Here is a 20270-nt window from a genome sequence, read left to right on the forward strand (position 1 = left end):
CCATCGCTTATCCCATAAGCGCTGACAGCTATATTTTCAATAGCATTATCCGCGCCGCGATGCCTGGTACAGCCCCTGCACCTTGGGCACGTTCTGCTCCAGCTCGCGGATGCGGTCGGGCCCCGACGGGTGGGTGGACAGGAACGCGATGCCGCCGTTGCCCGTGGCCTCGCCCATCTTGCGCCACAGGCTCACGGCGGCCTGGGGGTTGTAGCCCGCGCGGGCGGCCAGCTCCAGGCCGACCAGGTCCGCGTCGGTCTCGTCGGAGCGGCTGAACTTGAGCGTGAGCAGCTGCGTCCCCAGGTTGGCGGCTGCATTGCCCAGGTCGCCCAGGCCCAGCAGCTGCGCGCCCAGCGACAGGCCGATGCTGGTGGCCTGGCTCTTGGCCACGCGCGAGCGCGCATGCTCGCGCAGCGCGTGGGCCATCTCATGGCCCATGACCATGGCGATCTCGTCGTCGGTCAGCTTGAGCTGGTCCAGGATGCCCGTGTAGAACGCGATCTTGCCGCCGGGCATGCAGAAGGCGTTGATCTGCTTGCTGCCGATCAGGTTGACCTCCCAGCGCCACTGCGCGGCGCGGCTGTTCCACTGCGCGGCGTACGGAATGATCTGCCGCGCGATCGCGCGCAGCTTGAGCAGCTGGGGGTGGTTGTCCGGCGCCAGTGCGCGCTTGGCCTTGGCCTGCGCCAGCAACTGGCTGTACTGCTGGACAGCGGAGTCTTCCAGCGTCTCGGCCGGCACCAGCCGGCGCATGCCCGAGGCCGACCCCACCTCCACCTGCGCCGCGACCGGCAGCACGAGCGTGCCAGCCGCCGCCAGCACGAAGGCGCGGCGCGCCTGCCAGGTGCCGCCCCGCGCGGCGCAGCAACGGCAGCCCGCATCCACGGGCAACGGGGGCACAGAGACGGTGGGGCTGTTCATGGGCAGCAGTCTAGCGGCGCGCGTCACCGCCTGCATGTAGGCGGGCAGGCACTGCGCCACGACGGCAGCGGGAACCATGCGCGGGTCAATCGTCGTTGTCTTCCCATTCGCGGCGCCAGCGCTTGTATGCCTTCTTCTGCTCCTTGTGATGGCGTTTGCGCCACTTCTTCCATTCGTCGTGGTCATCGTCGTCGTCGCGCCAGTGGGGCGCGTACACGGGCTGTGGCACGACCATCACTGGGCGCGGCGCATAGACGGGGCGGGGCACGACGTAGGCGGGTGGCGGCGCCACATACACCGGGGCCGGCTCGGCATAGATGGGGCCTGGAAGGCCGATGCCCACGCTCACGTTCACTTCGGCTTGGGCACAGGCGGCCGCCAGGCCCAGGAGGGCCGCGACCACGCGCAGGCGATGGTTCATGGGTTGTCCTTTGCGCACTGGCCGGCGCGGATGCGCCGGCCCTGGCCTTTCAGCAACGGCAGCCCGCCCGGCCAGGTTGACCGCCGGCTGTAACAAACGCCAGCAAGTGCAAGCTCAGGCAGCGGCGGCGCCCGCAGCAGGCCGGGTTGTGCGCAGTTCCGCCCAGATCACCAACAACAGGCCCGCCAGCACCGCCGCCAGCCCGCCATAGGCCATGGCGGAAGGTGACTCGCCCACCACCGCCACGGCCAGCGCAAAGGCGGTCACCGGCTCGGCCAGCGCCAGCGTCACGCCGGTGGCACCGCTGATGTGGCGCAGCGCCGTGCTGAACAGCAGGTAGGCCACGCCCGTGGCCACCAGGCCCAGGTACAGCACGATGCCCAGCGCGCCCGGCGCCACCGTGGGCGCGCCGCCCAGCAGCAACGCCACGGGCAGCGACAGCAGGCCCGCCATGCCGAACACGGCCAGGTTCACGACGGCCGCGCCGGCCTGCGCCACCAGGCGCTTGTTGGTCAGCGCATACATGGCGTACGCCAGCCCCGCCAGCAGGCACAGGGCGATGCCGGTCCAGGGGGCGCGCACCGTGCTGCCGCCGTCCAGCGCCATGGCCGCACCGCCCGCCACGCCCAGCAGCGTGCCCAGCCACCATACGGGGGCCGGCAGCCGCCGCTGCGCCACGGTCTGCAGCAGGCCCGCCCAGATCGGGCCGCTGCCGATGGCCAGGGCCGTGCCCAGGGCCACGCCGGCAGACTTCACGCCCGCGAAGAAGCTCAGGTTGTACGTGGCCACGCAGGCGCCCGCCAGCAGCACCGGTCCCCAGCGCAGGCCGCCGCCGCGGCGCACGCGCCAGGCGGGCCAGGCCAGCAGGGCGAAGAAGGCGCTGGCGATCACCAGGCGCAAAGCGCCCACCCAGTAGGGCGACAGCCCCGCGGGCGCCAGGCTTTGCGCCGTGCCGGTGGTGCCCCAGAGCATGGCGGCCAGCAGCACCATGGCGATGCTGCGAATCGATGCGGTGTTCATGCCCGCGATGGTGCCCGCACGCCGCAGGGCAACTATCGAGCAACGCGCGTGGTGCCGCGCGCTTTACTTCATTATTGATAGCTGCTTGCGCTGATCCATCAAGCGCTGGATGCCGTTTTGGCTTGTATTCGCAGCGCTCGCGCCCCCAGGCCCCGCTCGCGCCGCAGCGCATAGGCCAGGGCGCTGGCGCTGGCGTAGCCGCAGCGCAGGGCCGAGGCCTCCAGCGACTGGCCGCGTGCCAGGGCGCGCTCGGCCAGGTCCAGCCGCCGCGCGCGCAGCCACTGCTGGGGCGTGTCGCCCGTCAGCTCCAGCAGCCGCGCGTGAAAGCGCGCCGCGCTCAGGTGGAACAGCCGCGCCATGCGGGCGGTGGGCCAGTCCTCGTGCAGGGCCGCGTCCACGGCGGCACACAGGGCGGCCAGGTCCAGCCCGCGGCGCGCCAGCACACGCGGGGCCTGCAGCAGCAGCGCCAGGCGCGCGGCCGCGCCACCGGGCTCGGGCACGGTGCGCGCCGCCGCGGGCACGGCGAAGCGGCGCACGCGGTCCACGGCGGCCTGCGCCGGCACGTCGATCACCAGGATGCGCGTGTCCGGGCGGGCCAGGTAGCCATGCTCGGTGCCCGCAGGCACCACCATGCCGCAGGCCGTGTCCACGAAGGCGGCGCGGCCGGCCACCTCCAGCTCCATGCGCCCCTGCAGCGCGTACAGCACCTGCGCATGTGCGTGGGCATGGGCCTGGTGCTCGCCACCATAGTGGCGCACCGAAGCGACGGGGTGCAGCAACGCGGATGCGGAACGGGCCATGCTCAAATACTAGGGCAACGCCGCACTGGCTTTTTCACGACCGCGCCTCTTTTCCGCATCCATGCCGCCTGACGCCCCCGCATCCGCCGCCGCCCGCCGCTCCTGGCGCCAGGCCTGGCTCGTCTACCTGGAGCCCGCGAGCCTGCGCATGCTGGCCCTGGGCTTTTCAGCCGGGCTGCCGCTGCTGCTGGTATTGGGCACGCTGAGCTTTCGGCTGCGCGAGGCGGGCATCGACCGCACGACCATCGGCTACCTCTCGTGGGTGGGGCTGGCCTATGCGTTCAAGTGGGTCTGGTCGCCGCTGGTGGACCGCCTGCCGCTGCCGCTGCTCACGCGCTGGCTGGGGCGGCGGCGCAGCTGGCTGCTGCTGGCGCAAGGTGTGGTGGCCGCGGGCCTCGTCGGTATGGCGCTGGCCGACCCGCGCCAGGGGCTGGACGCCATGGTGTGGTGCGCACTGCTGGTGGCCTTTGGCTCCGCCACGCAGGACATTGCGCTGGATGCGTTCCGCATCGAGTCCGCCGACACCGACCACCAGGCCGCGCTGGCCGCCACTTACCAGACGGGCTACCGCCTGGCCATGATCTGGGCCGGCGCGGGCGTGCTGTGGGTGGCTGCACGCGCGGAGGACGCCAGCCTGAGCGGCTACCAGGCCGGCGCCTGGACCACGGCCTACCTCGTCATGGCCGCATCCATGCTGGTGGGCGTGATGACGGTGCTGCTGTCGCCCGAGCCCACGCCGCGCCCACTGCCGCCCGCGCGCAACCTGGGCGAGTGGCTGCATGGCGCGGTGGTGGCGCCGTTTGCCGACTTCATCCGGCGTTACCGCTGGCAGGCGGCGCTGATCCTCGCGCTGATCGCCGTGTACCGCATCAGCGACGTGGTCATGGGCATCATGGCCAACCCGTTCTACGTGGACATGGGCTACACCAAGGACGAGGTGGCCGCCGTGACCAAGGTCTTCGGCGTGGTGATGACGCTGGCCGGCGCCTTCGTGGGCGGCGTGCTGTCCATGCGCCTGGGCGTGATGCGCGTACTGATGCTGGGCGCGGTGCTCTCGGCGCTGTCCAACCTGCTGTTCGCCTGGCTGGGACAGCGCGGGCACGACCTCACGGGCCTGGTGCTGGTGGTCTCGGCCGACAACCTCGCGGGCGGCATCGCCTCGGCCGCGTTCATCGCCTATCTGTCCAGCCTGACCAACGTGCAGTACTCGGCCACGCAGTACGCGCTGTTCAGCTCCATGATGCTGTTGCTGCCCAAATGGCTCGCGGGCTTCTCGGGCCAGTTCGTGGACGCGCAGGGCTACAGCGCGTTCTTCACAGGCACGGCCCTGCTGGGCCTGCCGGTGCTGCTGCTGGTGGCGCTGGCGTCCAGAGCCCAATCAGCCTCCAGCGCTTGATGGACAAGCGCTGGCAGCTATCAAAACGATACCCACAACGGTTTACCTAACTTTACCCGGCCGACAACCCTGCGAGATGCCGCGCGGGGAACATGGCAGTCCAGAAAGGCCCACCCACCCATGAGTTCGCAACTGCTGATGATCGAAGACGACCACCGCCTCGCGCAGATGGTGGGCGAGTACCTCGGCCAGTCCGGGCTGCAGGTCACGCACATGGCCGACGGCGCCAGCGGCCTGGCGCGGCTGCAGGCGCCCGAGGGCGGACAACTGCCCGAGCTGGTGATCCTGGACCTGATGCTGCCCGACATCGACGGCCTGGAGGTGTGCCGGCGCATCCGCGCGCTGCCGGGCGCCGCCGCCCAGGTGCCGGTGCTGATGCTCACGGCCAAGGGCGACCCCATGGACCGCGTGATCGGACTGGAGATCGGCGCCGACGACTACCTGCCCAAACCCTTCGAGCCGCGCGAGCTGCTGGCGCGCATCCGCGCCATCCTGCGCCGACGCGAGAGCGGCGCCCAGCCGGCCACGCAGGTGCTGCGCTTCGGCTCGCTGGAGATCGACCGCGACGCGCGCACCGTCAGCGTGCACGGCCAACCTGCGGAGCTGACCTCCTACCAGTTCGACCTGCTGGTGACCATGGCCGAGCGCGCGGGTCGCGTGCTCACGCGCGACCAAATCATGGAGGCCGTGCGCGGGCGCGAGCTGGAGGCGTTCGACCGCTCCATCGACGTGCACATGGGCCGCATCCGCGCGGCCATCGAGGCGGACCCCAAGAACCCGCGCCGCATCCTCACCGTGCGCGGCGTGGGCTATGTCTTCGCCAAGCAGCAGGACTGACCTGCCTCTTTTGAAAAGCCCCGCACGCATGTCCCTCATCAGCCCCTTCTCCCGCCGCCTGTACCTGCGCATCTGGCTGGCCGTGGTCGGGGGCGTGCTGGTGTTCGCCTTCGCCGTGGGCATGGCCTGGCGCTGGGCGGCCGAGCAGAACCAGCAGCAGCCGCCCTCGCGCGAGATCCGCATCACGGACGCCGCGGGCCGCACGCTGGTGGATGGCGTGGGCCTGCGCCAGCGGCGCGACCCCAGCGAAGGCGTGCTCTACCGCATCGAGAGCGCCACGGGCGAGGTGTTCGAGATGCACCTGTCCCCGCGCCCGCCCCGCCCGCGCCCCGACGAGCGCGGCCCCGCCGCGTGGTTCCGCCCGCCCTTCGGCTTTCTGTGGATGCTCGCGCTGGTGGGCATTGCCGTGACCGTGGGGGTGTTCCCCATCATCCGGCGGCTGCTGCAGCGGCTGGAGCAGCTGCAGCGCAGCGTGCAGCGCTTCGGCGAGGGCGACTTGTCGGTGCGCGTGGCCGAGCAGGGCCATGACGAGGTGGCGGCGCTGGCGCGCCAGTTCAACGCCGCCGCCGCGCGCATCGAGACGCTGGTGCAGTCGCACAAATCGCTGCTGGCGAATGCCTCGCACGAGTTGCGCTCGCCGCTCACGCGCATCCGCATGGGGCTGGAGCTGATGCAGGGCGGCACGCCCTCGCCCGCATTCCGCGCCGAGATTGAACGCAACATCGCCGAACTGGACCAGTTGGTGGACGAGATCCTGCTGGCCAGCCGCCTGGATTCCGGCGCCGCCGATGTGGGCACGGTCGAGCCCGTGGACCTGGTGGGCCTGGCCGTGGAGGAATGCGTGCGCGTGGACGCCGAACTGCACGTGGGGTCCGGCGATGGTGCAGACGCCATGACGGCGCCCGTCGAAGTGCCGGGCGTGTCCAAGCTGCTGCGCCGCGCCGTGCGCAACCTGCTGGAGAACGCGCGGCGCTACAGCCAGGGCGAGATCACCCTCACCCTCACGCGCGAAGGGCACGACGCCGTGCTGCGCGTGTGCGACCACGGCCCCGGCGTGCCGCCCGCGCAGCGCGAACGCATCTTCGAGCCCTTCTACCGCCTGCCGGGCGCCAGCGAACGCTCGGGCGGTGTGGGCTTAGGCCTGGCGCTGGTGCGCTCCATCGCGGCGCGCCATGGCGGCAGCGTGGTGTGCGAGGACCGGCCCGATGGCGCGGCAGGCGCCTGCTTCACGCTGCGCCTGCCGGTCACACGCTGAGCGTCGGCGCACACGCCCTTGCCTCAGCAGGCACATTCGCCCATGTTGTAGGGTGGCGCTTTTCCCGTTCCGCAAGGCCTGCCCATGACCGCCGCCGCGCCCTTCTTTGCACCTGCGCCGCCGCTGCAGGTGGCGCACTGGTTCAACACGCCCGAGCCGCTCACGCTGGACAGCCTGCGCGGGCGTGTGGTGGTGCTGCACGCTTTTCAGATGCTGTGCCCTGGCTGCGTGGAGCACGGCATCCCGCAGGCGCGGCGCGTGCATGAGGCGTTTGCGCCGGATCAACTCGTCGTGATCGGCCTGCACACGGTGTTCGAGCACCACGCCGTGCAGGGCACGACAGAGGCGCTGCAGGCCTTCATCCACGAATACCGGCTGCGCTTTCCCATCGGCCTGGACCAGCCCGATGCGCCGCGCAGCATTCCACGGACCATGCAGAGCCTGTCGCTCAGCGGAACGCCCAGCCTGGTGGTGCTGGACCCGCAAGGCCGCGTGCGCCTGCACCACTTCGGCCATCTGGACGATCTGCGGCTGGGCGCGCTGCTGGGCCGGCTGCTGGCGGAACCCACGCCAGCCGCCCCGGCGGCCGCGCCCGCCACGGGCTGCGACGATGGCGGCTGCCCACTGCCCGATCAGCCCCGCCCATGAACACGACCCCCTTGCCTTCCCAACCCACGGCCCTGGGCACGCTGCGCGCCGTGCTCACCGGCCGCGCGCAACCCTACACCCGCCCCGGCAGCCGCAGCGCCATTGCCAAGCTGGCGCGCAGCGGCCCCGTCGCCGTAGGCGCGGAGGGACTGGACGGCGACGAGCAGGGCGACCTGCGCGTGCACGGCGGCCCCGACAAGGCCGTGCACTGCTATGCATGGCCGCAGTACACGCCCTGGCGCGAGGAGCTGGCGGGCCACGCCACGGCGCAGGCGCTGCTCGCGCAGCCCGGTGCCTTTGGCGAGAATTTCAGCCTGGACGGCGTGCAGGAGGCCCAGGTGTGCATTGCGGACCAGTGGCGCATCGGCAGCGCCGTTTTCGAGGTCAGCCAGGGCCGCCAGCCCTGCTGGAAGCTGAACGACCGCTTCCAGGTGCCCGACATGGCGCTGCGCGTGCAACGCAGCCTGCGCGCGGGTTGGTATCTGCGCGTTCTGCAACCCGGGACGGTGCAGGCGGGCGACACCGTCTGGCTCCTCGCGCGGCCGCGGCCCGCGTGGCCCATCGCACGGTTGCTGGAGGTGATCGACCGGCGCGACTGCACACCCGCCACGCTGCGCGAAATCCTCGCTCTGCCGCTGCCGCCGTCATGGCAGCGGCTGTTCCAGCGGCGCCTGGACAGCGGACAGAGCGAGGCCTGGGACGCGCGCCTGCAGGGGCAGCACTGACGGCCTGTCAGGCGCGCTGCGGCCAGCGCCAGGCCGACCAGCCGTACATCGCCGCGCCGGCCACCAGTGCCCCCGCCGCCAGCGCCAGCCCGCGGGCAAAGCCCTGGCCGGCATCGGCGTGCGCGAGCAGCCACGCCACCAGCGGCGGCCCCGCGATCTGGCCCAGGCCGTAGACGGCCGTGACCAGGCTCGCAAAGCTGTCGGCAGACTGCGGCCACAGGCGCCGCGCCTCCTGCAGGCCGTAGAAGGTGATGGCCGTGAACGGCAGGCCCACCAGCGCGCTGCTGAGTGCAAAGCCCGCCGGCGTGGGCCAGACCAGCCCCAGCACGATGCCCAGCGCCTGCAGCGCATACGCCGCCAGCAGCAGCCAGCGCCGGTCCCAGGCGCTGGGCGCGCGCGTGCTGAGCGCCGCGCCTACGGCCACGCCCGCGCCGAACATCGGCCAGAACAGGTCGGGCCAGGGTGAACCGGAGGGCAGCGCGGCACGCGCAATCACGGGCAGGAAGGTGGCGGTCACGATGTAGCCCAGCCCCGCCAGGCCGTACGCCACGGCGTGCACGCAGCGCGCCGCCAGGGTGCCGGCGTTTCCCCCCTGCCCGGCCGCGCGGGGCTGGGCACCGGCGTCGGTCTTGACCGCGCGGCCGCGCACCACGGGCCACACGCCCACGCACAGCAGCACCGAGAGCACCCCGAAGACCACCCAGCCCGAGGCCGCACGCCACTGCGCCGCCACCATCGCGCTGGCGGCCAGCCCCGTGAGCACAATGCCCACGCCCGGCCCGCAGAAGATCAGCCCGCCCATGGCCGGGCGGCCCAGCACCGCCAGGCGCACCATGCACCAGGCCGCCACGTTCAGCAGCACGAAGGCGCTGGCGGCCCCGGCCGCAAAGCGCAGCGCCGGCCACGCGGCGGCCACGGGCAGCGCCATCGCCAGCGTGAGCAGCACCGTGGCCACCAGCCCGGCACGCGCCAGCCGCGCCGGATGCCAGCGCGCATAAAAACCCGGTGCCACCCAGGGCAGTGCCATGCAGGCCAGCGCCCCCAGCAGGTAGCCCACGTAATTGGCCGTGGCCAGCCAGCTGCCTTCGGTGAGGGTCAGCACCCCGTCGTGCAGCATCATGGGCAGCAGCGGGGTGAACGCGAACCGTCCCACGCCCATGGCCACCGCCAGCGCCAGCATGCCGGCCAGGGCCACGGCATGGGGCCGCTCGCTCCAGTGCAGGGCGGGCCCGCGGGGCGCGGGCACATCAATCGACGGGGTGGCTTGTGGTTCCATGGCGCGGTCTCCGGCGGTATGATCGCCATCAATCTTTTTTAAGATGATTTTTTTATAAATCATCTCACAAACGAATCCATGGACCTGGTCGCACTGGAGATTTTTCGCACGGTGGCCCACGAGGGCAGCGTGACGCGCGCGGCCGAGCGGCTGGGCCGCGCCCAGTCCAACGTGACCACGCGCGTGCAGCAGCTGGAGGAGCAACTGGGCACCGCCCTGTTCCTGCGCGAGGGGCGGCGCATGGTGCTCACACCCGCAGGCGCCACGCTGCAAGGTTATGCCGAGCGCCTGCTGGCGCTGGCCGAGGAGGCGCGCCAGGCCCTGCACCCGGGCACCCCCGCCGGCCACCTGCGCATCGGCGCCATGGAAAGCACGGCCGCCGCGCGCCTGCCCGCGCCCCTGGCGCAACTGCATGCGCGCTGGCCCGCGCTGGTGCTGGAGCTGCGCACCGCTCCCTCACGCCAACTCGTGGAGCAGGTATTGGCCCACGAACTCGACTGCGCCCTGGTGGCCTGGCCGCCGCCGGGCCTGGACGAGGAGGCCCCGGTGCAGCGCACGCCCGTCTGGACGGAATCGCTGCTGCTGGGCCTGCCGGCCAGCCACCCGCCCGTCGAAACACCTGCCGACCTGCGCGTGCACACCCTGGCCGCGTTTGCGCACGGCTGCACCTACCGCCGCATCGGCGAAGACTGGATGCGCGAGGCCACGGGCCAGGCGCCGCAGGTACTGGAGCTCGCGTCCTACCCGGCCATCCTGGCCTGCGTGGCCGGGGGCCGTTGCGCCGGCGTGGTGCCTGAGGCGGTGGTCGATCTGCTGCACACACCGCCAGCACTGCGCTGGGTGCCGCTGGGCCCCTGCGACACGGTGCTGGTGCACCGCACGGGCTATGCCACGCCCGCGCTGGCCGCGCTGCAAGCAGCGCTGCACGGCGCCCAGGACACCCCCTCTGTCCTCACCCCCGATTCTTCTTTGCGGAGCTGACCCCATGAATGCCTTGCTGCAACGCCTGCAGATCGACCTGCCCCTCTTCCAGGGGCCCATGACGGGCTCGGACACGCCCCAGTTGGCCGCCGCCGTCTCCCAGGGCGGCGGCCTGGGCTTTCTGGGCTGCGGCATGCGGTCGCCTCAGGCCATGCGCGAGGCCGCGGCGGCCGTGCGTGCGGCCACCGCCAAGCCCTTCGGCATGAACCTGTTCGTGCTGGAGCAGCCCACGCCCGATGCGGCCACGGTGCAAGCGGCCATCGACCGCCTGGCGCCGCTGTACGCCGACCTCGGCCTGCCCCCACCCGAGGCGCCGGCGCGCTGGTGCGAGGACTTCCACGCCCAGTTCGAGGCGCTGCTGGAGGCCCGCCCCGCCGTGGCCAGCTTCACCTTCGGCATCCTGAGCGCGGTCCAGGTGCGCCGCCTCCAGGACGAGGCTGGCTGCTACGTGATCGGCACCGCCACCACGCTGGCCGAGGCGCAGGCATGGGCCGCCGTGGGTGCGGACGCCGTGGTCGCCAGCGGCATGGAGGCCGGCGGCCACCGCGGCACCTTCCTGGGCGACTTCGAGGCCAGCATGGTCGGCACCCTGGCGCTGGTGCCGCAGTGCGTGGATGCGCTCTCCATCCCGGTGATTGCCGCCGGCGGCATCATGGACGGGCGCGGCATTGCGGCTGCCCAGGCGCTGGGCGCGCAGGGGGTGCAGTTGGGTACGGCCTTCCTCGCCTGCCCCGAGTCCGCCATCGGCCCCGCGCAGCGCGCCGCCATGGCCCGCGCCCAGGCCACGGACACGCGCGTCACGCGCATCTACTCCGGCCGACCCGCCCGCGGCATCGTCAACACGCTGATGCAGCGGCTGGCACCGCACGAGGCCACCGTGCCCGCGTATCCGGTGCAGAACGCGCTGACCGGCCCGCTGCGCAAGGCCGCCGCCAGCCAGGGACGCGCGGACTACCTGTCCCTGTGGGCAGGCCAGGGCGTGGCCGCCGCGCGCGCGCTGCCTGCACAGCAGCTGGTGGCGCTGCTGGCGCAGGAATGGCAGGCCGCACTGCAGCGCCTGAAGGTTTAAGTCTTCTGGGGCTCTAGCGCTTTACCATCAAGCGCCAGCAGCTATTCAATATATAGCAAAGCAGAGAATTATCGGAGGGTGGCGCGATCCCCATCCAGCCACTGCCCCGCCACGCTGTCCGGCAGGTACAGGCCCTGGGCCAGGTAGTCGTCCAGCCGCCGGCGGTCGGGCGAACGCAGTTTGATCAGCGGCGGCAGCGGCCCGCGCGCATGCATGAACAGCAGCCGCATCTTGAGCGCGGCGCGGCGCCAGCGGCCCTGCACGTGCAGGAAGTACGGCCCCGACTCCGCGGGGGACAGGCCCAGTCGGTAGCTGCCGCCGCGCAGCAGGATCACCTGCAGCGCCAGGTGCATGGTCAGGTAGGCGGGCATGTCGATGCGCTGCAGCGCCTGCGCGTACAGGCCCTGGGCCTGCAGGTGGGCGATGTACTGCTCGCCGGTGCGGGCGATGACCTCCTGCGTGAATTCACGCTGCAGATCCTCGATGAAGGGGCTGCCGGGCGGCGCGGCCATGAACCAGTTCTCCACCACCGGCCGGTCCGGGACGCTGGTGTACTGCTGCAGGTAGTAGCCCACGAAGTCGGCACCCGTGCGCGCCTGCTCCTGCAGCACCCAGTCCAGCGGCTGGGTGAGGATGGTGCTCGCGTCCAGCCAGATGCCGCCGTGGCGGCGCAGCAGCTCCAGGCGGATCCAATCGGCACGCTTGGCCGCCGATGCGCCGTCGAGTGCAGCAGGGATGGCCGGCAGGTACTGCAGCACGCCACGCTCGTCCAGGATGCGGATCTCGAAATGCGGATGCAGGCGCCGCCAGTGGTCGAAGCAGCGCTGCACCAGCAGCGGCGGTGTGCCGCCCTGCCAGTAGCTCCAGAGAATGCGGGGAATGGCCGTGCGCGCGGCCGGCGCTGCGGCTGCGGTGCCCATAGCGTGCAGCGTGAACACGGGTGCCGGGGCAGGCTCCAGGTCGCGCGGGCGCAGGCGGTACCAGCGCTTCAGCCAGCCCGCCAGCCACAGTTCTCCCCGGTGCTTCCAGTGGGTGGAGGATGGCGCATGCGACATGGGTCAGCCCTTTTTTTCGACCGCCACGACACCCCAGGCACGGCGCAGCCGCAGCGCGCGCAGCCACCAGCCGCGCCGCACGTAGGCGCGCAGCAAGGCCTGCGCCGACAACGGCGATGCCGCAGCGAAGTCGTCACGCAATCGCTGCGCTGCGACTCGGCGTTCGGCCACGGGCAGATCGGCCCGCTCCAGGAAGCGCGCCGCGCCGGCAAGGTTGCGCGCACTCTGGTGGGCCAGGGCGAAATGCAGCGCCACGCTGGCAGGCAAGGCCCCTTCGGCCTCGGCCGTGCGCAGCGCCTGGGCAAACGCGCCCAATGCCCGTGACTGATCGAGCGCCTTGGGCAGGGTCATCGTCGCCAGGATGCTGCTGCCGCGCTGGCGGTAGGCCACCCAGGGCTGGGGCATGTAGCAATAGCTGCGCGCGCGCAGCAGGGCCAGCGGCATGGCGGCCATGTCCTCGAAGTAGCGGCCCGCGGGAAAGCGCAGGTCTGCGCCCCACAGCGCGCGCCGTGTGACCTTGGACCAGGCATGCAACTGCCCGGTCATCAACACGCCCGTCAGCAGCGCAGCGCGGTCGCGCTGAAGCCCCCCCGCCGGGCCGGCAGAGGTGGCGCGATGGCCCTCGCCGCGCAGCCGGTGCTTGAGTTGCGTACGCTCGCGCCACACCATGAAGTCGCACAGCACCGCATCCGGGGCATGGCGCTGCACGGTGGCCTGCAAACCGGCCAGCGCGCCGGGCAGCAGCTTGTCGTCGGAGTCCAGGAACCAGAGGTATTCACCGCGGGCGGCGTCGATCATGGTGTTGCGCGCGGCGCTCAGGCCCTGGTTGACCGCGTGGCGCATCAGGGTCAGCCGGCCGGGCCAGCGCTGCGCCAATTGCTCCATGAGTGCACGCGAACCATCGGTGGAACAGTCGTCGAGCACCAGCACCTCCACGCCCGCGCCCCCCTCCCCGGCAAGCGGCAGTTGCGCCACCTGCTCCACCACGGAGGCGAGACACGCTTCCAGATAGTCCTGCACGTTGTAGACCGGCACCAGGATGCTGAGCCAGGGCGCAGCCGGCGCGCGCACGGCGCCGCTCACTGAGCAACCTCCAGCCCCCGCAGCAGCAGGTCCTCGTACCGCTTCGTCATGGTCTGCAGGCTGTACAGGTGCCGGGCGTCCTCCTGCGCGGCCTGGGCCATGCGCTGCGCCTCGTCGTCGCGCATCAGCAACCGCTCCAGTGCCTCGGCCAGCGATGCGGGATCGGCATGCGCGGCCAGCAGGCCATTGCGGCCGTCATCGATGATTTCCTGCACGCCCACCACACGGCTGCCCACCACCGCACAGCCTGCGGCCATGCCCTCGATCAGCGACAGCGGCATGCCCTCGTAGTGCGTGGCCAGCACGCAGATGCGGTGGCCCATGAGCAGTCCCGGCACATCACCGCAATGGCCCAGGAATTCCACCTGCCCGTCCAACCCTAGGGTCGTGCACAGCTTGCGCGCCGCCCGCTGCGCCGCCGCCTTGCCGCCGCCGGCCAGCTTGACGGGCGGCGTGAGGCCGCGATCGCGCAGCAGCGCGACGGCGCGCAGCAGCGTGGCATGGTCCTTCTGGCGCGCAAAGCGCGCGGCCATGACGATGCCCGGCACACGGTCGGCCCAAGCGGGATGGCGTGCCAGCTCATACGGCCCCAGCGCGATGCCGTTGGGAATGGCCACGGTCTTGGCGGCGGGAAAGCCACGCGCGAGCAGGCTCTGGCGCACGCCTTCGGAGACGCCCACGATGAGGCCGGTGCGCTCAGCCAGCCACAGGGCTTGGCGCAGCCGCCAGGCGGTGTAGCGCTCGCGCGAGTTGTGCTCTACATGCACCAGGTGGGGCACGCCAGCGATCAATCCGGCATAGCGGCCCCATAAATGCTCGCTGAACCCATGGGCCACCAGCACGTCGGGTTGGAAACGCCGGCAGAGTGCGACCAGCTGCCAGATGGTGGCCAGGTGCGCCCAGCCGGCCACGGTTTCCACAGCCAGCCCCTGGTCCCGCAGGGCCTGCACGCGTTCGTTGCGCGTGTGCCGCTTGCGGCGCAGCACCAGCAAGGCCTCGCAGCGGCCCGAAGCCGCGTGCGCACGTACCAGATCCACGGCCACCTGCGTGGCGCCGGAAAACCCGCCCGTCACGAAATGCAGCACCCGCGGCCGGCGCATGGCCGGGGCGCCGGCCGCGCCGGGAAGGCCAGGGGCAGACGCCGCAGACACCATGGCCTGGCCTTATGCCGCAGCCGCCGCGGACCCCTTGCCCGCGTACAGCGCGTCCATGCCGCGCACCGCCGACCAGGTGGTCATTACCATGAACAGGTAGAACATGATCCCGCTGTTGTGTGCAAAGAAGACCTGCGTCATCCCGAATCCCGCATACAGCAACGGAATGCACACGCCCGCCATGCGCAGCGCCAGCACCTGCGCACGCACCTCGGCCGCTTGCCCCGCGTAGGCGGCCATGCGCGCGCGGGTGGGCCAGAACATGCCCAGCGGCACCGCATAGAACAGCAGCAGCAACAGCACGCCCACAAGGCCCGCCTTGATGAACATATCCAGGGGTTCGTTGTGGGTGTAGATGTATTCAAGGATGGAGGGCTCGTACTGCCCCGCCGCCACCCGCTTTTCCTTTTCGGCCAGATAGCCACGCATGCCCCAGCCGAGAATGGGTTTCTCCAGGCCTACCTCCCAAGCAAAGCGCCAATGCTCCAGCCGCTGACCCACGGAGTTATCAGCCGCGCGCGCGGTGCTATAGACCAGCACTTCTTTCTCCATCACGTTCCAGCGCTCAGCCAACACCCTATGGTTGGCGGCACCCAGCACGATCAATGCAATGGTCGCCACCGCCAGCATGCGCCACAACTCGCTGCGATAGAAGCACCACAGGAAATACAAGCCTACCGGGGCGGCCATCAGCAACGCCAGCCATCCCCCCCGGGATTGCGAAAGCACAGATGCATTCAGCGCCAACAGCCCTCCCAGGCAGGCCAGAGCCACAGCCCTACGACTCAAGTGTTCTCGCAAAGCCAACGTTTGCACGGCAAGCATGGTGCCCATCAGCAGTGCCAGATTGCCCCACTGGATGGCATTAGTCCTCCCAGTGGGGAAGCCCGATGCACGCGGGGAGTGCTCCACGTACACCTGCCACAGCGCCACGACACCTGCACCCGCACACCCGGCAAGCAGTCCCCAGAACTGCGCCCCGGGCTTGGGAGCTGCAGTACTCACGAAGAACAGGCAGACAATGCCGAAGGCGAATTTGGAAGGGCGATCCCAACCCCCTAAACCTTCCAGCGGATTGGCCAGCACCAGCCACAAAACCCCGATACCGGACATGGCGGCCGCAAAGCCCCAGGTCCAGCGATCCTGCGGCAGGCGAGGCCAGCGGTGCAGGGAGCACAGAGCGCAGACCAATAGCAGCGCCGCACCATACGAATAGCCTGACTGCACCGTCAGCGCCAGCGCGGGTACCAGAAATACAGCCGCGGTGGCAACCCGACGAGGCCAGGGCCCCGGGCCCAGAAGATCATCAATCGTCATGAACAATACGCAGCCCTAGCCAATCGGCCGTGCAAATATCAACGCACCGCAGCCGAGGCAGCGATGGTGCCAGCATGCTCGAGACTCGCCCGAGGCGCGAACGCCGCATCAATGCCCGGCGTGGACAACCTCGCCCGCCTTCAGGCGGTACACGGTGCCGCAGTAGGGGCACTTGGCCTCGCCCGTGTGGGCCACGTCCAGGTAGACCTTGGGGTGGCTGTTCCAGAGCTTCATGTCGGCCTTGGGGCTGGGGCAATACACGCCGCCCTGGAGGTTGAGATCCTTGGCCAGCAGTTCAACGATGGCTTGTGACATGGGTTCAGACCTTGGTGAGCCAGTGGGCGTACTTGGGATTGCGGCCGTTCACGATGTCGAAGAAGGCCGATTGGATCTTCTCGGTCAGCGGGCCGCGGCTGCCGCTGCCGATCTGCACGCGGTCCAGTTCGCGGATCGGGGTGATCTCGGCGGCCGTGCCGCTGAAGAAGGCCTCGTCGGCGATGTACACCTCGTCGCGCGTGATGCGCTTTTGCACCAGCTCCAGCCCCAGGTCCTTGCAGATGTGGAACACGGTGTTGCGCGTGATGCCGTTGAGCGCGCCGGCCGACAGGTCGGGGGTGTACACCACGCCGTCCTTGATGATGAACACGTTCTCGCCCGAGCCTTCGGACACGAAGCCGGCGCTGTCCAGCAGCAGGGCTTCGTCGTAGCCATCGTCGGTGGCCTCCATGTTGGCCAGGATGGAGTTGGTGTAGTTGCTCGACGCCTTGGCCTGCGTCATGGTGATGTTGACGTGGTGGCGCGTGAAGCTGCTGGTCTTGACGCGGATGCCGCGTTGCATGCCTTCCTCGCCCAGGTACGCGCCCCAGGCCCAGGCGGCGACGATCAGGTGAATCTTGTTGCCCTTGGGCGAGACGCCCAGTTTTTCCGAGCCGATCCACGTCAGCGGACGCAGGTAACAAGATTCGAGCTGGTTTTCGCGCACCACGGCCTTCTGCGCCTCATTCACCTCGTCCTTGGTGAAGGGGATCGTCATGCGCAGGATCTTGGCGCTGTTGAACAGGCGGTTGGTGTGCTCTTCCAGGCGGAAGATGGCCGTGCCCTGCTCCGTCTTGTAGGCGCGCACGCCTTCGAAGGCGCCGCAGCCGTAGTGCAGCGAATGGGTCAGCACGTGGATCTTGGCGTCGCGCCAATCCACCATCTGGCCATCCATCCAGATCTTGCCGTCACGGTCGGCCATGGAGGGAACAACGGGGCTCATGGAGATCCTTTTCGAGAGAACTGCGTGGGTCGCAAAGCAGGCAATTCTACGATTCGTCCGCCGGGTTGGCGGCGGCAGGGGGGCCCGCGTCCTCCTGCGGGGCGGGTCGCACCAACTCCCAGCGCACCAGGCGACCGTTGACGAACTCGCAGGTCACGTGCGACTGCGTGCCGTCGGTCCAGCGGTAGAGCTCGGGCTGCTGGCCGTCCGCCGACAGCTGCTGGCCCAGCGCGCGCGTCATGGCGACCACGTGCAGCAGGTTCACACCGGCTTTCAGCTTGGCATTGAGCATTACCGCGCTGCCCACGTAGCCGATCGGGTGGTTACGCGCCTTCTGCATCACGTTCATGAGCCGCGTGTAATGCAGCAGCCCCCACATGACCAGCCCTCCGCTCACGGTGAGGATGCCCTGCGGACCATAGGCGCGGTAGGCGGCGATGACCAGGACGACGATGCCCGCCGGGATCAATATCTTGCGCAGATTCATGGCCGCATTGTCCTACGCAGCACCACCAGCGCCGCTGTGGAAGCTGCGTAGCCCCTGCGACACGACGCGTCAGTCCAGCCCGCGCACGGCAGTCATGGCCTCGTCCACGCGCTCCACTGCGTGGATCTCCAACCCGGCGATCGGCCTCTTGGGCGCATTGGCTTTGGGCACCACGGCCACCGTGAAGCCCAGCTTGGCGGCTTCCTTCAGGCGCTCCTGGCCACGCGGTGCGGGGCGCACCTCGCCAGCCAGGCCCACCTCGCCAAACGCGATGAAGCCCTTGGGCAACGCCTTGCCGCGCAGGCTGCTGGTGATGGCCAGCATCACGGCCAGGTCGGCCGCGGGTTCGCTGATGCGCACGCCCCCTACGGCGTTGACGAACACGTCCTGGTCGGCGCAGGCCACGCCCGCGTGGCGGTGCAGCACGGCCAGCAGCATGGCCAGGCGGTCGCGCTCCAGCCCCACCGACAGGCGCCGCGGGCTGGGCCCCCCGCCGTCCACCAGCGCCTGGATCTCCACCAGCATGGGCCGTGTGCCCTCCAGCGTGACCAGCACGCAGCTGCCGGGCACCGGCTCGCTGTGCTGGCTCAAAAAAATGGCACTGGGGTTCGCCACGCCCTTGAGGCCCTTCTCGGTCATGGCGAACACGCCGATCTCGTTCACGGCGCCAAAGCGGTTCTTGATGGCGCGCACCAGACGGAAGCTGCTGTGCGTGTCGCCCTCGAAGTACAGCACCGTGTCCACCATGTGCTCCAGCACGCGCGGGCCGGCCAACGCACCCTCCTTGGTCACGTGGCCCACCAGGATGACGGCGATGCCTGTGGCCTTGGCCATGCGTGTGAGGTGGGCCGCGCACTCGCGCACCTGGGCCACCGAGCCCGGGGCGCTGGTGAGCTGGTCGGAATAGACGGTCTGGATGGAGTCGATGACGCACACCGCGGGCTGCGTGGCCTCCACGGTGGCGAGGATTTTTTCGAGTTGGATCTCGGCCAACACGTTCACCTGGCTCGCATCCAGCCCCAGCCGGCGCGAACGCAACGCCACCTGGGCGCCGCTCTCCTCGCCCGTCACGTACAGCGTGGGCAGGCCCGCGCGCTGCAGCGCGTCCATCGCCTGCAAGAGCAGCGTGGACTTGCCGATGCCCGGGTCGCCGCCGATGAGCACCACCCCGCCCTCGACCACGCCACCGCCCAGCACGCGGTCCAGTTCCTCGATGCCGCTCGCAGTGCGCGCCACCTCGGTCGCCTCGATGGCGGCCAGCGGCATCACCGCCTGCGCCTGGGCCAGGCCCGCGTACTGGCCGGCCCCGCTCAGGCGGTTCTTGCCCGGTCCAGCGTCGGGCACGGATTCGATCAGGGTGTTCCACGCACCGCAGGAAGGGCATTTGCCCAGCCAGCGCGGACTGGTGCCACCGCATTCGGTGCAGGAGAAGATGGTTTTTTCTTTGGCCATGGTGGCAGGACGCAGCGTAGGCCGGCGGTGGGCCGGCGCGGGGGATCTGTCCTATCCTAACGGGCAGTGCCGCCCCGCCGGGCGAACACCGACTCCGGAAGGACCCGCCATGCCCCTGCCGACACTTCGCCCCCTGGCCGCGCCGCTGCTGACCGCCTGCGCACTGGCGCTGGCCGCTTGCGACAAGAAGCCCGCAGATCCGCCGCACCTGCCCTCGGTCCCCGCCGTGCCCAAGCCCTCGGCGCCCGCCGCGCCCCTGCCCGGCGCGCAGCCGGCCAGCGTGGGCTCCTGAGTTCCTGGTGCATCAAAAAAAGGAGCTACCAGCGCTTGCCACAAGCCACATTCAGGTACTTATTGCATCGAAATGACCTGGGATTGAGCGCAAGCCGCTCCTCTTTTTATAAATACGATCATCCATCCTCCAACACGCCCGCCGTCCATGACCTCTCTCACCCTCTACTTCACCCCCGGTACCTGCGCACAGGCCGTGCGCATCGCGCTGGAGGAAGCGCAAGCACCCTATACCCTGGTCCGCGTGGACTTCGCCAGCCAGCAGCAGCGCTCGCCCGAATACCTTGCGGTCAATCCCAAGGGCCGCGTGCCCGCGCTGGTGACCGAGCACGGAACGCTCACCGAGACCCCCGCCCTGCTGGCCTACGTGGCGCAGCGCTTCGCGGATGCGCGCCTGGCGCCCGCAGACCCCTTCGGCTTCGCGCGCCTGCAGGAATTCCACAGCTACCTGGCCTCCACCGTGCACATCGCCCACGCCCACCGCCCGCGCGCCAGCCGCTGGGCCGACGAGCCCGAGGCCCAGGCCGCCATGCAGCGCAAGGTGCCCGCCAACATGACCGAGTGCTTCACGCTGATCGAGCGCCATTACCTGGGCGACGGCCCGTGGGTGCTGGGCGAGCAGTACTCGGTGGCCGACGGCTACCTCTTCACCGTTGCGGGCTGGCTCAAGAGCGACGGCGTGGACATCGCGCAGTTTCCCAAGGTGCACGCGCACTCCCAGCGCATGGCGCAGCGCCCCGCGGTGCAGCGCGCCCTGGCCTGACGCCCAGGCGGGGCATACCCGCCCCCAAAAAAAAGGCCGGCGCCCCTTGCGAGGCCCCGGC

22 protein-coding genes are annotated in these 20270 nt (G+C 70.3%); 9 read left to right on the forward strand and 13 right to left on the reverse strand.

Annotated elements, in window-relative coordinates; translation table 11 throughout:
• Nucleotides 1–45: 45 nt before the first annotated feature.
• The 4 genes from BA022_RS14175 to BA022_RS14190 all read right to left on the reverse strand — a co-directional run bounded on the left by BA022_RS14175 (nt 46) and on the right by BA022_RS14190 (nt 3162).
• Nucleotides 46–921 carry a M48 family metallopeptidase gene (locus BA022_RS14175; RefSeq protein WP_088888628.1) on the reverse strand — a complete coding sequence of 292 codons (876 nt, stop codon included), beginning with the start codon at nt 919–921 and terminating at the stop codon, nt 46–48.
• 85 nt (nt 922–1006) lie between these two features.
• Nucleotides 1007–1342 (reverse strand): hypothetical protein, encoded by a 336-nt coding sequence (locus tag BA022_RS14180; protein ID WP_088887870.1) that lies wholly within the window; start codon nt 1340–1342, stop codon nt 1007–1009.
• Between the two features lie 114 nt (nt 1343–1456).
• Nucleotides 1457–2362: a DMT family transporter gene (locus BA022_RS14185; RefSeq protein ID WP_088887871.1), complete on the reverse strand. Its 906-nt coding sequence runs from the start codon at nt 2360–2362 to the stop codon at nt 1457–1459.
• Between the two features lie 98 nt (nt 2363–2460).
• A complete protein-coding gene (locus BA022_RS14190; RefSeq protein ID WP_088887872.1) occupies nt 2461–3162 on the reverse strand; it encodes a helix-turn-helix domain-containing protein in 702 nt (233 codons plus the stop codon).
• 61 nt (nt 3163–3223) lie between these two features.
• Here BA022_RS14190 and BA022_RS14195 point away from each other — a divergent pair, with 61 nt between their 5' ends.
• From BA022_RS14195 to BA022_RS14215, 5 genes are all read left to right on the forward strand, one after another.
• A complete protein-coding gene (locus tag BA022_RS14195) occupies nt 3224–4558 on the forward strand; it encodes an AmpG family muropeptide MFS transporter (protein WP_088887873.1) in 1335 nt (444 codons plus the stop codon).
• A gap of 120 nt (nt 4559–4678) precedes the next feature.
• Complete coding sequence (locus BA022_RS14200) at nt 4679–5395, forward strand: response regulator transcription factor (RefSeq protein WP_088887874.1); 717 nt, start codon at nt 4679–4681, stop codon at nt 5393–5395.
• Between the two features lie 28 nt (nt 5396–5423).
• Nucleotides 5424–6650, forward strand: a complete 1227-nt coding sequence (locus BA022_RS14205; RefSeq protein WP_088887875.1) for an ATP-binding protein — start codon at nt 5424–5426, stop codon at nt 6648–6650.
• A gap of 84 nt (nt 6651–6734) precedes the next feature.
• Nucleotides 6735–7298 carry a redoxin domain-containing protein gene (locus BA022_RS14210; RefSeq protein ID WP_088887876.1) on the forward strand — a complete coding sequence of 188 codons (564 nt, stop codon included), beginning with the start codon at nt 6735–6737 and terminating at the stop codon, nt 7296–7298.
• Nucleotides 7295–8023, forward strand: a complete 729-nt coding sequence (locus tag BA022_RS14215) for an MOSC domain-containing protein (protein ID WP_088887877.1) — start codon at nt 7295–7297, stop codon at nt 8021–8023. Before BA022_RS14210 ends, BA022_RS14215 begins: the two co-directional genes overlap by 4 nt.
• Nucleotides 8024–8030: 7 nt before the next feature.
• On the opposite strand, the gene BA022_RS14220 is transcribed toward BA022_RS14215, so the two are convergent.
• Nucleotides 8031–9299, reverse strand: a complete 1269-nt coding sequence (locus BA022_RS14220; RefSeq protein ID WP_088887878.1) for a YbfB/YjiJ family MFS transporter — start codon at nt 9297–9299, stop codon at nt 8031–8033.
• 78 nt (nt 9300–9377) lie between these two features.
• Between BA022_RS14220 and BA022_RS14225 the strand changes: the two genes are divergently transcribed.
• Together BA022_RS14225 and BA022_RS14230 are read left to right on the forward strand one after the other, a co-directional pair.
• A complete protein-coding gene (locus BA022_RS14225) occupies nt 9378–10280 on the forward strand; it encodes a LysR family transcriptional regulator (protein WP_088887879.1) in 903 nt (300 codons plus the stop codon).
• A 4-nt stretch (nt 10281–10284) separates the two neighbouring features.
• Entirely contained in the window at nt 10285–11349 is a 1065-nt protein-coding gene (locus tag BA022_RS14230) for an NAD(P)H-dependent flavin oxidoreductase (protein ID WP_088887880.1), read from the forward strand.
• A gap of 68 nt (nt 11350–11417) precedes the next feature.
• Here BA022_RS14230 and BA022_RS14235 read toward each other — a convergent pair whose 3' ends face one another.
• From BA022_RS14235 to radA, 8 genes are all read right to left on the reverse strand, one after another.
• On the reverse strand, nt 11418–12404 hold the full coding sequence (locus tag BA022_RS14235; RefSeq protein ID WP_088887881.1) for a glycosyltransferase family 32 protein: 987 nt from the start codon (nt 12402–12404) through the stop codon (nt 11418–11420).
• A gap of 3 nt (nt 12405–12407) precedes the next feature.
• Nucleotides 12408–13487, reverse strand: coding sequence for a glycosyltransferase family 2 protein (locus BA022_RS14240; RefSeq protein WP_418236093.1), 1080 nt, complete (start codon nt 13485–13487; stop codon nt 12408–12410).
• Nucleotides 13484–14587 carry a glycosyltransferase gene (locus BA022_RS14245; RefSeq protein ID WP_088887882.1) on the reverse strand — a complete coding sequence of 368 codons (1104 nt, stop codon included), beginning with the start codon at nt 14585–14587 and terminating at the stop codon, nt 13484–13486. The genes BA022_RS14240 and BA022_RS14245 overlap by 4 nt, the downstream gene beginning before the upstream one ends.
• Before the next feature lie 63 nt (nt 14588–14650).
• The gene (locus BA022_RS14250) at nt 14651–15958 is read right to left on the reverse strand and encodes an O-antigen ligase family protein (protein WP_088887883.1); all 1308 of its coding nucleotides are present in this window, start codon (nt 15956–15958) and stop codon (nt 14651–14653) included.
• Between the two features lie 108 nt (nt 15959–16066).
• Nucleotides 16067–16273 carry a zinc-finger domain-containing protein gene (locus BA022_RS14255; RefSeq protein WP_088887884.1) on the reverse strand — a complete coding sequence of 69 codons (207 nt, stop codon included), beginning with the start codon at nt 16271–16273 and terminating at the stop codon, nt 16067–16069.
• Between the two features lie 4 nt (nt 16274–16277).
• Nucleotides 16278–17216: a branched-chain amino acid transaminase gene (locus tag BA022_RS14260; RefSeq protein WP_047350207.1), complete on the reverse strand. Its 939-nt coding sequence runs from the start codon at nt 17214–17216 to the stop codon at nt 16278–16280.
• Nucleotides 17217–17262: 46 nt separating this feature from the next.
• The gene (locus BA022_RS14265) at nt 17263–17703 is read right to left on the reverse strand and encodes a glycerate kinase (RefSeq protein WP_088887885.1); all 441 of its coding nucleotides are present in this window, start codon (nt 17701–17703) and stop codon (nt 17263–17265) included.
• Between the two features lie 69 nt (nt 17704–17772).
• Nucleotides 17773–19155, reverse strand: a complete 1383-nt coding sequence (gene radA, locus BA022_RS14270) for a DNA repair protein RadA (protein WP_088887886.1) — start codon at nt 19153–19155, stop codon at nt 17773–17775.
• Between the two features lie 109 nt (nt 19156–19264).
• Between radA and BA022_RS14275 the strand changes: the two genes are divergently transcribed.
• Together BA022_RS14275 and BA022_RS14280 are read left to right on the forward strand one after the other, a co-directional pair.
• On the forward strand, nt 19265–19447 hold the full coding sequence (locus BA022_RS14275) for a hypothetical protein (protein ID WP_012655300.1): 183 nt from the start codon (nt 19265–19267) through the stop codon (nt 19445–19447).
• Nucleotides 19448–19594: 147 nt separating this feature from the next.
• Entirely contained in the window at nt 19595–20209 is a 615-nt protein-coding gene (locus BA022_RS14280; protein WP_088887887.1) for a glutathione S-transferase family protein, read from the forward strand.
• Nucleotides 20210–20270: the final 61 nt, after the last annotated feature.

The sequence above is a fragment of the Diaphorobacter nitroreducens genome, from assembly GCF_002214645.1.
Classification (GTDB): domain Bacteria; phylum Pseudomonadota; class Gammaproteobacteria; order Burkholderiales; family Burkholderiaceae_C; genus Diaphorobacter; species Diaphorobacter nitroreducens.

Excerpts from the sequence above, each read along its gene's own strand:
- BA022_RS14185 (WP_088887871.1), bottom strand. The coding sequence starts at position 2,362 with ATGAACACCGCATCGATTCGCAGCATCGCCATGGTGCTGCTGGCCGCC.
- BA022_RS14245 (WP_088887882.1), bottom strand. The coding sequence starts at position 14,587 with ATGCGCCGGCCGCGGGTGCTGCATTTCGTGACGGGCGGGTTTTCCGGC.
- BA022_RS14190 (WP_088887872.1), bottom strand. The coding sequence starts at position 3,162 with ATGGCCCGTTCCGCATCCGCGTTGCTGCACCCCGTCGCTTCGGTGCGC.
- BA022_RS14235 (WP_088887881.1), bottom strand. The coding sequence starts at position 12,404 with ATGTCGCATGCGCCATCCTCCACCCACTGGAAGCACCGGGGAGAACTG.
- BA022_RS14225 (WP_088887879.1), top strand. The coding sequence starts at position 9,378 with ATGGACCTGGTCGCACTGGAGATTTTTCGCACGGTGGCCCACGAGGGC.
- BA022_RS14275 (WP_012655300.1), top strand. The coding sequence starts at position 19,265 with ATGCCCCTGCCGACACTTCGCCCCCTGGCCGCGCCGCTGCTGACCGCC.
- BA022_RS14280 (WP_088887887.1), top strand. The coding sequence starts at position 19,595 with ATGACCTCTCTCACCCTCTACTTCACCCCCGGTACCTGCGCACAGGCC.
- BA022_RS14195 (WP_088887873.1), top strand. The coding sequence starts at position 3,224 with ATGCCGCCTGACGCCCCCGCATCCGCCGCCGCCCGCCGCTCCTGGCGC.
- BA022_RS14210 (WP_088887876.1), top strand. The coding sequence starts at position 6,735 with ATGACCGCCGCCGCGCCCTTCTTTGCACCTGCGCCGCCGCTGCAGGTG.
- radA (WP_088887886.1), bottom strand. The coding sequence starts at position 19,155 with ATGGCCAAAGAAAAAACCATCTTCTCCTGCACCGAATGCGGTGGCACC.
- BA022_RS14175 (WP_088888628.1), bottom strand. The coding sequence starts at position 921 with ATGAACAGCCCCACCGTCTCTGTGCCCCCGTTGCCCGTGGATGCGGGC.
- BA022_RS14255 (WP_088887884.1), bottom strand. The coding sequence starts at position 16,273 with ATGTCACAAGCCATCGTTGAACTGCTGGCCAAGGATCTCAACCTCCAG.
- BA022_RS14215 (WP_088887877.1), top strand. The coding sequence starts at position 7,295 with ATGAACACGACCCCCTTGCCTTCCCAACCCACGGCCCTGGGCACGCTG.
- BA022_RS14250 (WP_088887883.1), bottom strand. The coding sequence starts at position 15,958 with ATGACGATTGATGATCTTCTGGGCCCGGGGCCCTGGCCTCGTCGGGTT.
- BA022_RS14230 (WP_088887880.1), top strand. The coding sequence starts at position 10,285 with ATGAATGCCTTGCTGCAACGCCTGCAGATCGACCTGCCCCTCTTCCAG.
- BA022_RS14220 (WP_088887878.1), bottom strand. The coding sequence starts at position 9,299 with ATGGAACCACAAGCCACCCCGTCGATTGATGTGCCCGCGCCCCGCGGG.
- BA022_RS14205 (WP_088887875.1), top strand. The coding sequence starts at position 5,424 with ATGTCCCTCATCAGCCCCTTCTCCCGCCGCCTGTACCTGCGCATCTGG.
- BA022_RS14265 (WP_088887885.1), bottom strand. The coding sequence starts at position 17,703 with ATGAATCTGCGCAAGATATTGATCCCGGCGGGCATCGTCGTCCTGGTC.
- BA022_RS14260 (WP_047350207.1), bottom strand. The coding sequence starts at position 17,216 with ATGAGCCCCGTTGTTCCCTCCATGGCCGACCGTGACGGCAAGATCTGG.
- BA022_RS14180 (WP_088887870.1), bottom strand. The coding sequence starts at position 1,342 with ATGAACCATCGCCTGCGCGTGGTCGCGGCCCTCCTGGGCCTGGCGGCC.
- BA022_RS14200 (WP_088887874.1), top strand. The coding sequence starts at position 4,679 with ATGAGTTCGCAACTGCTGATGATCGAAGACGACCACCGCCTCGCGCAG.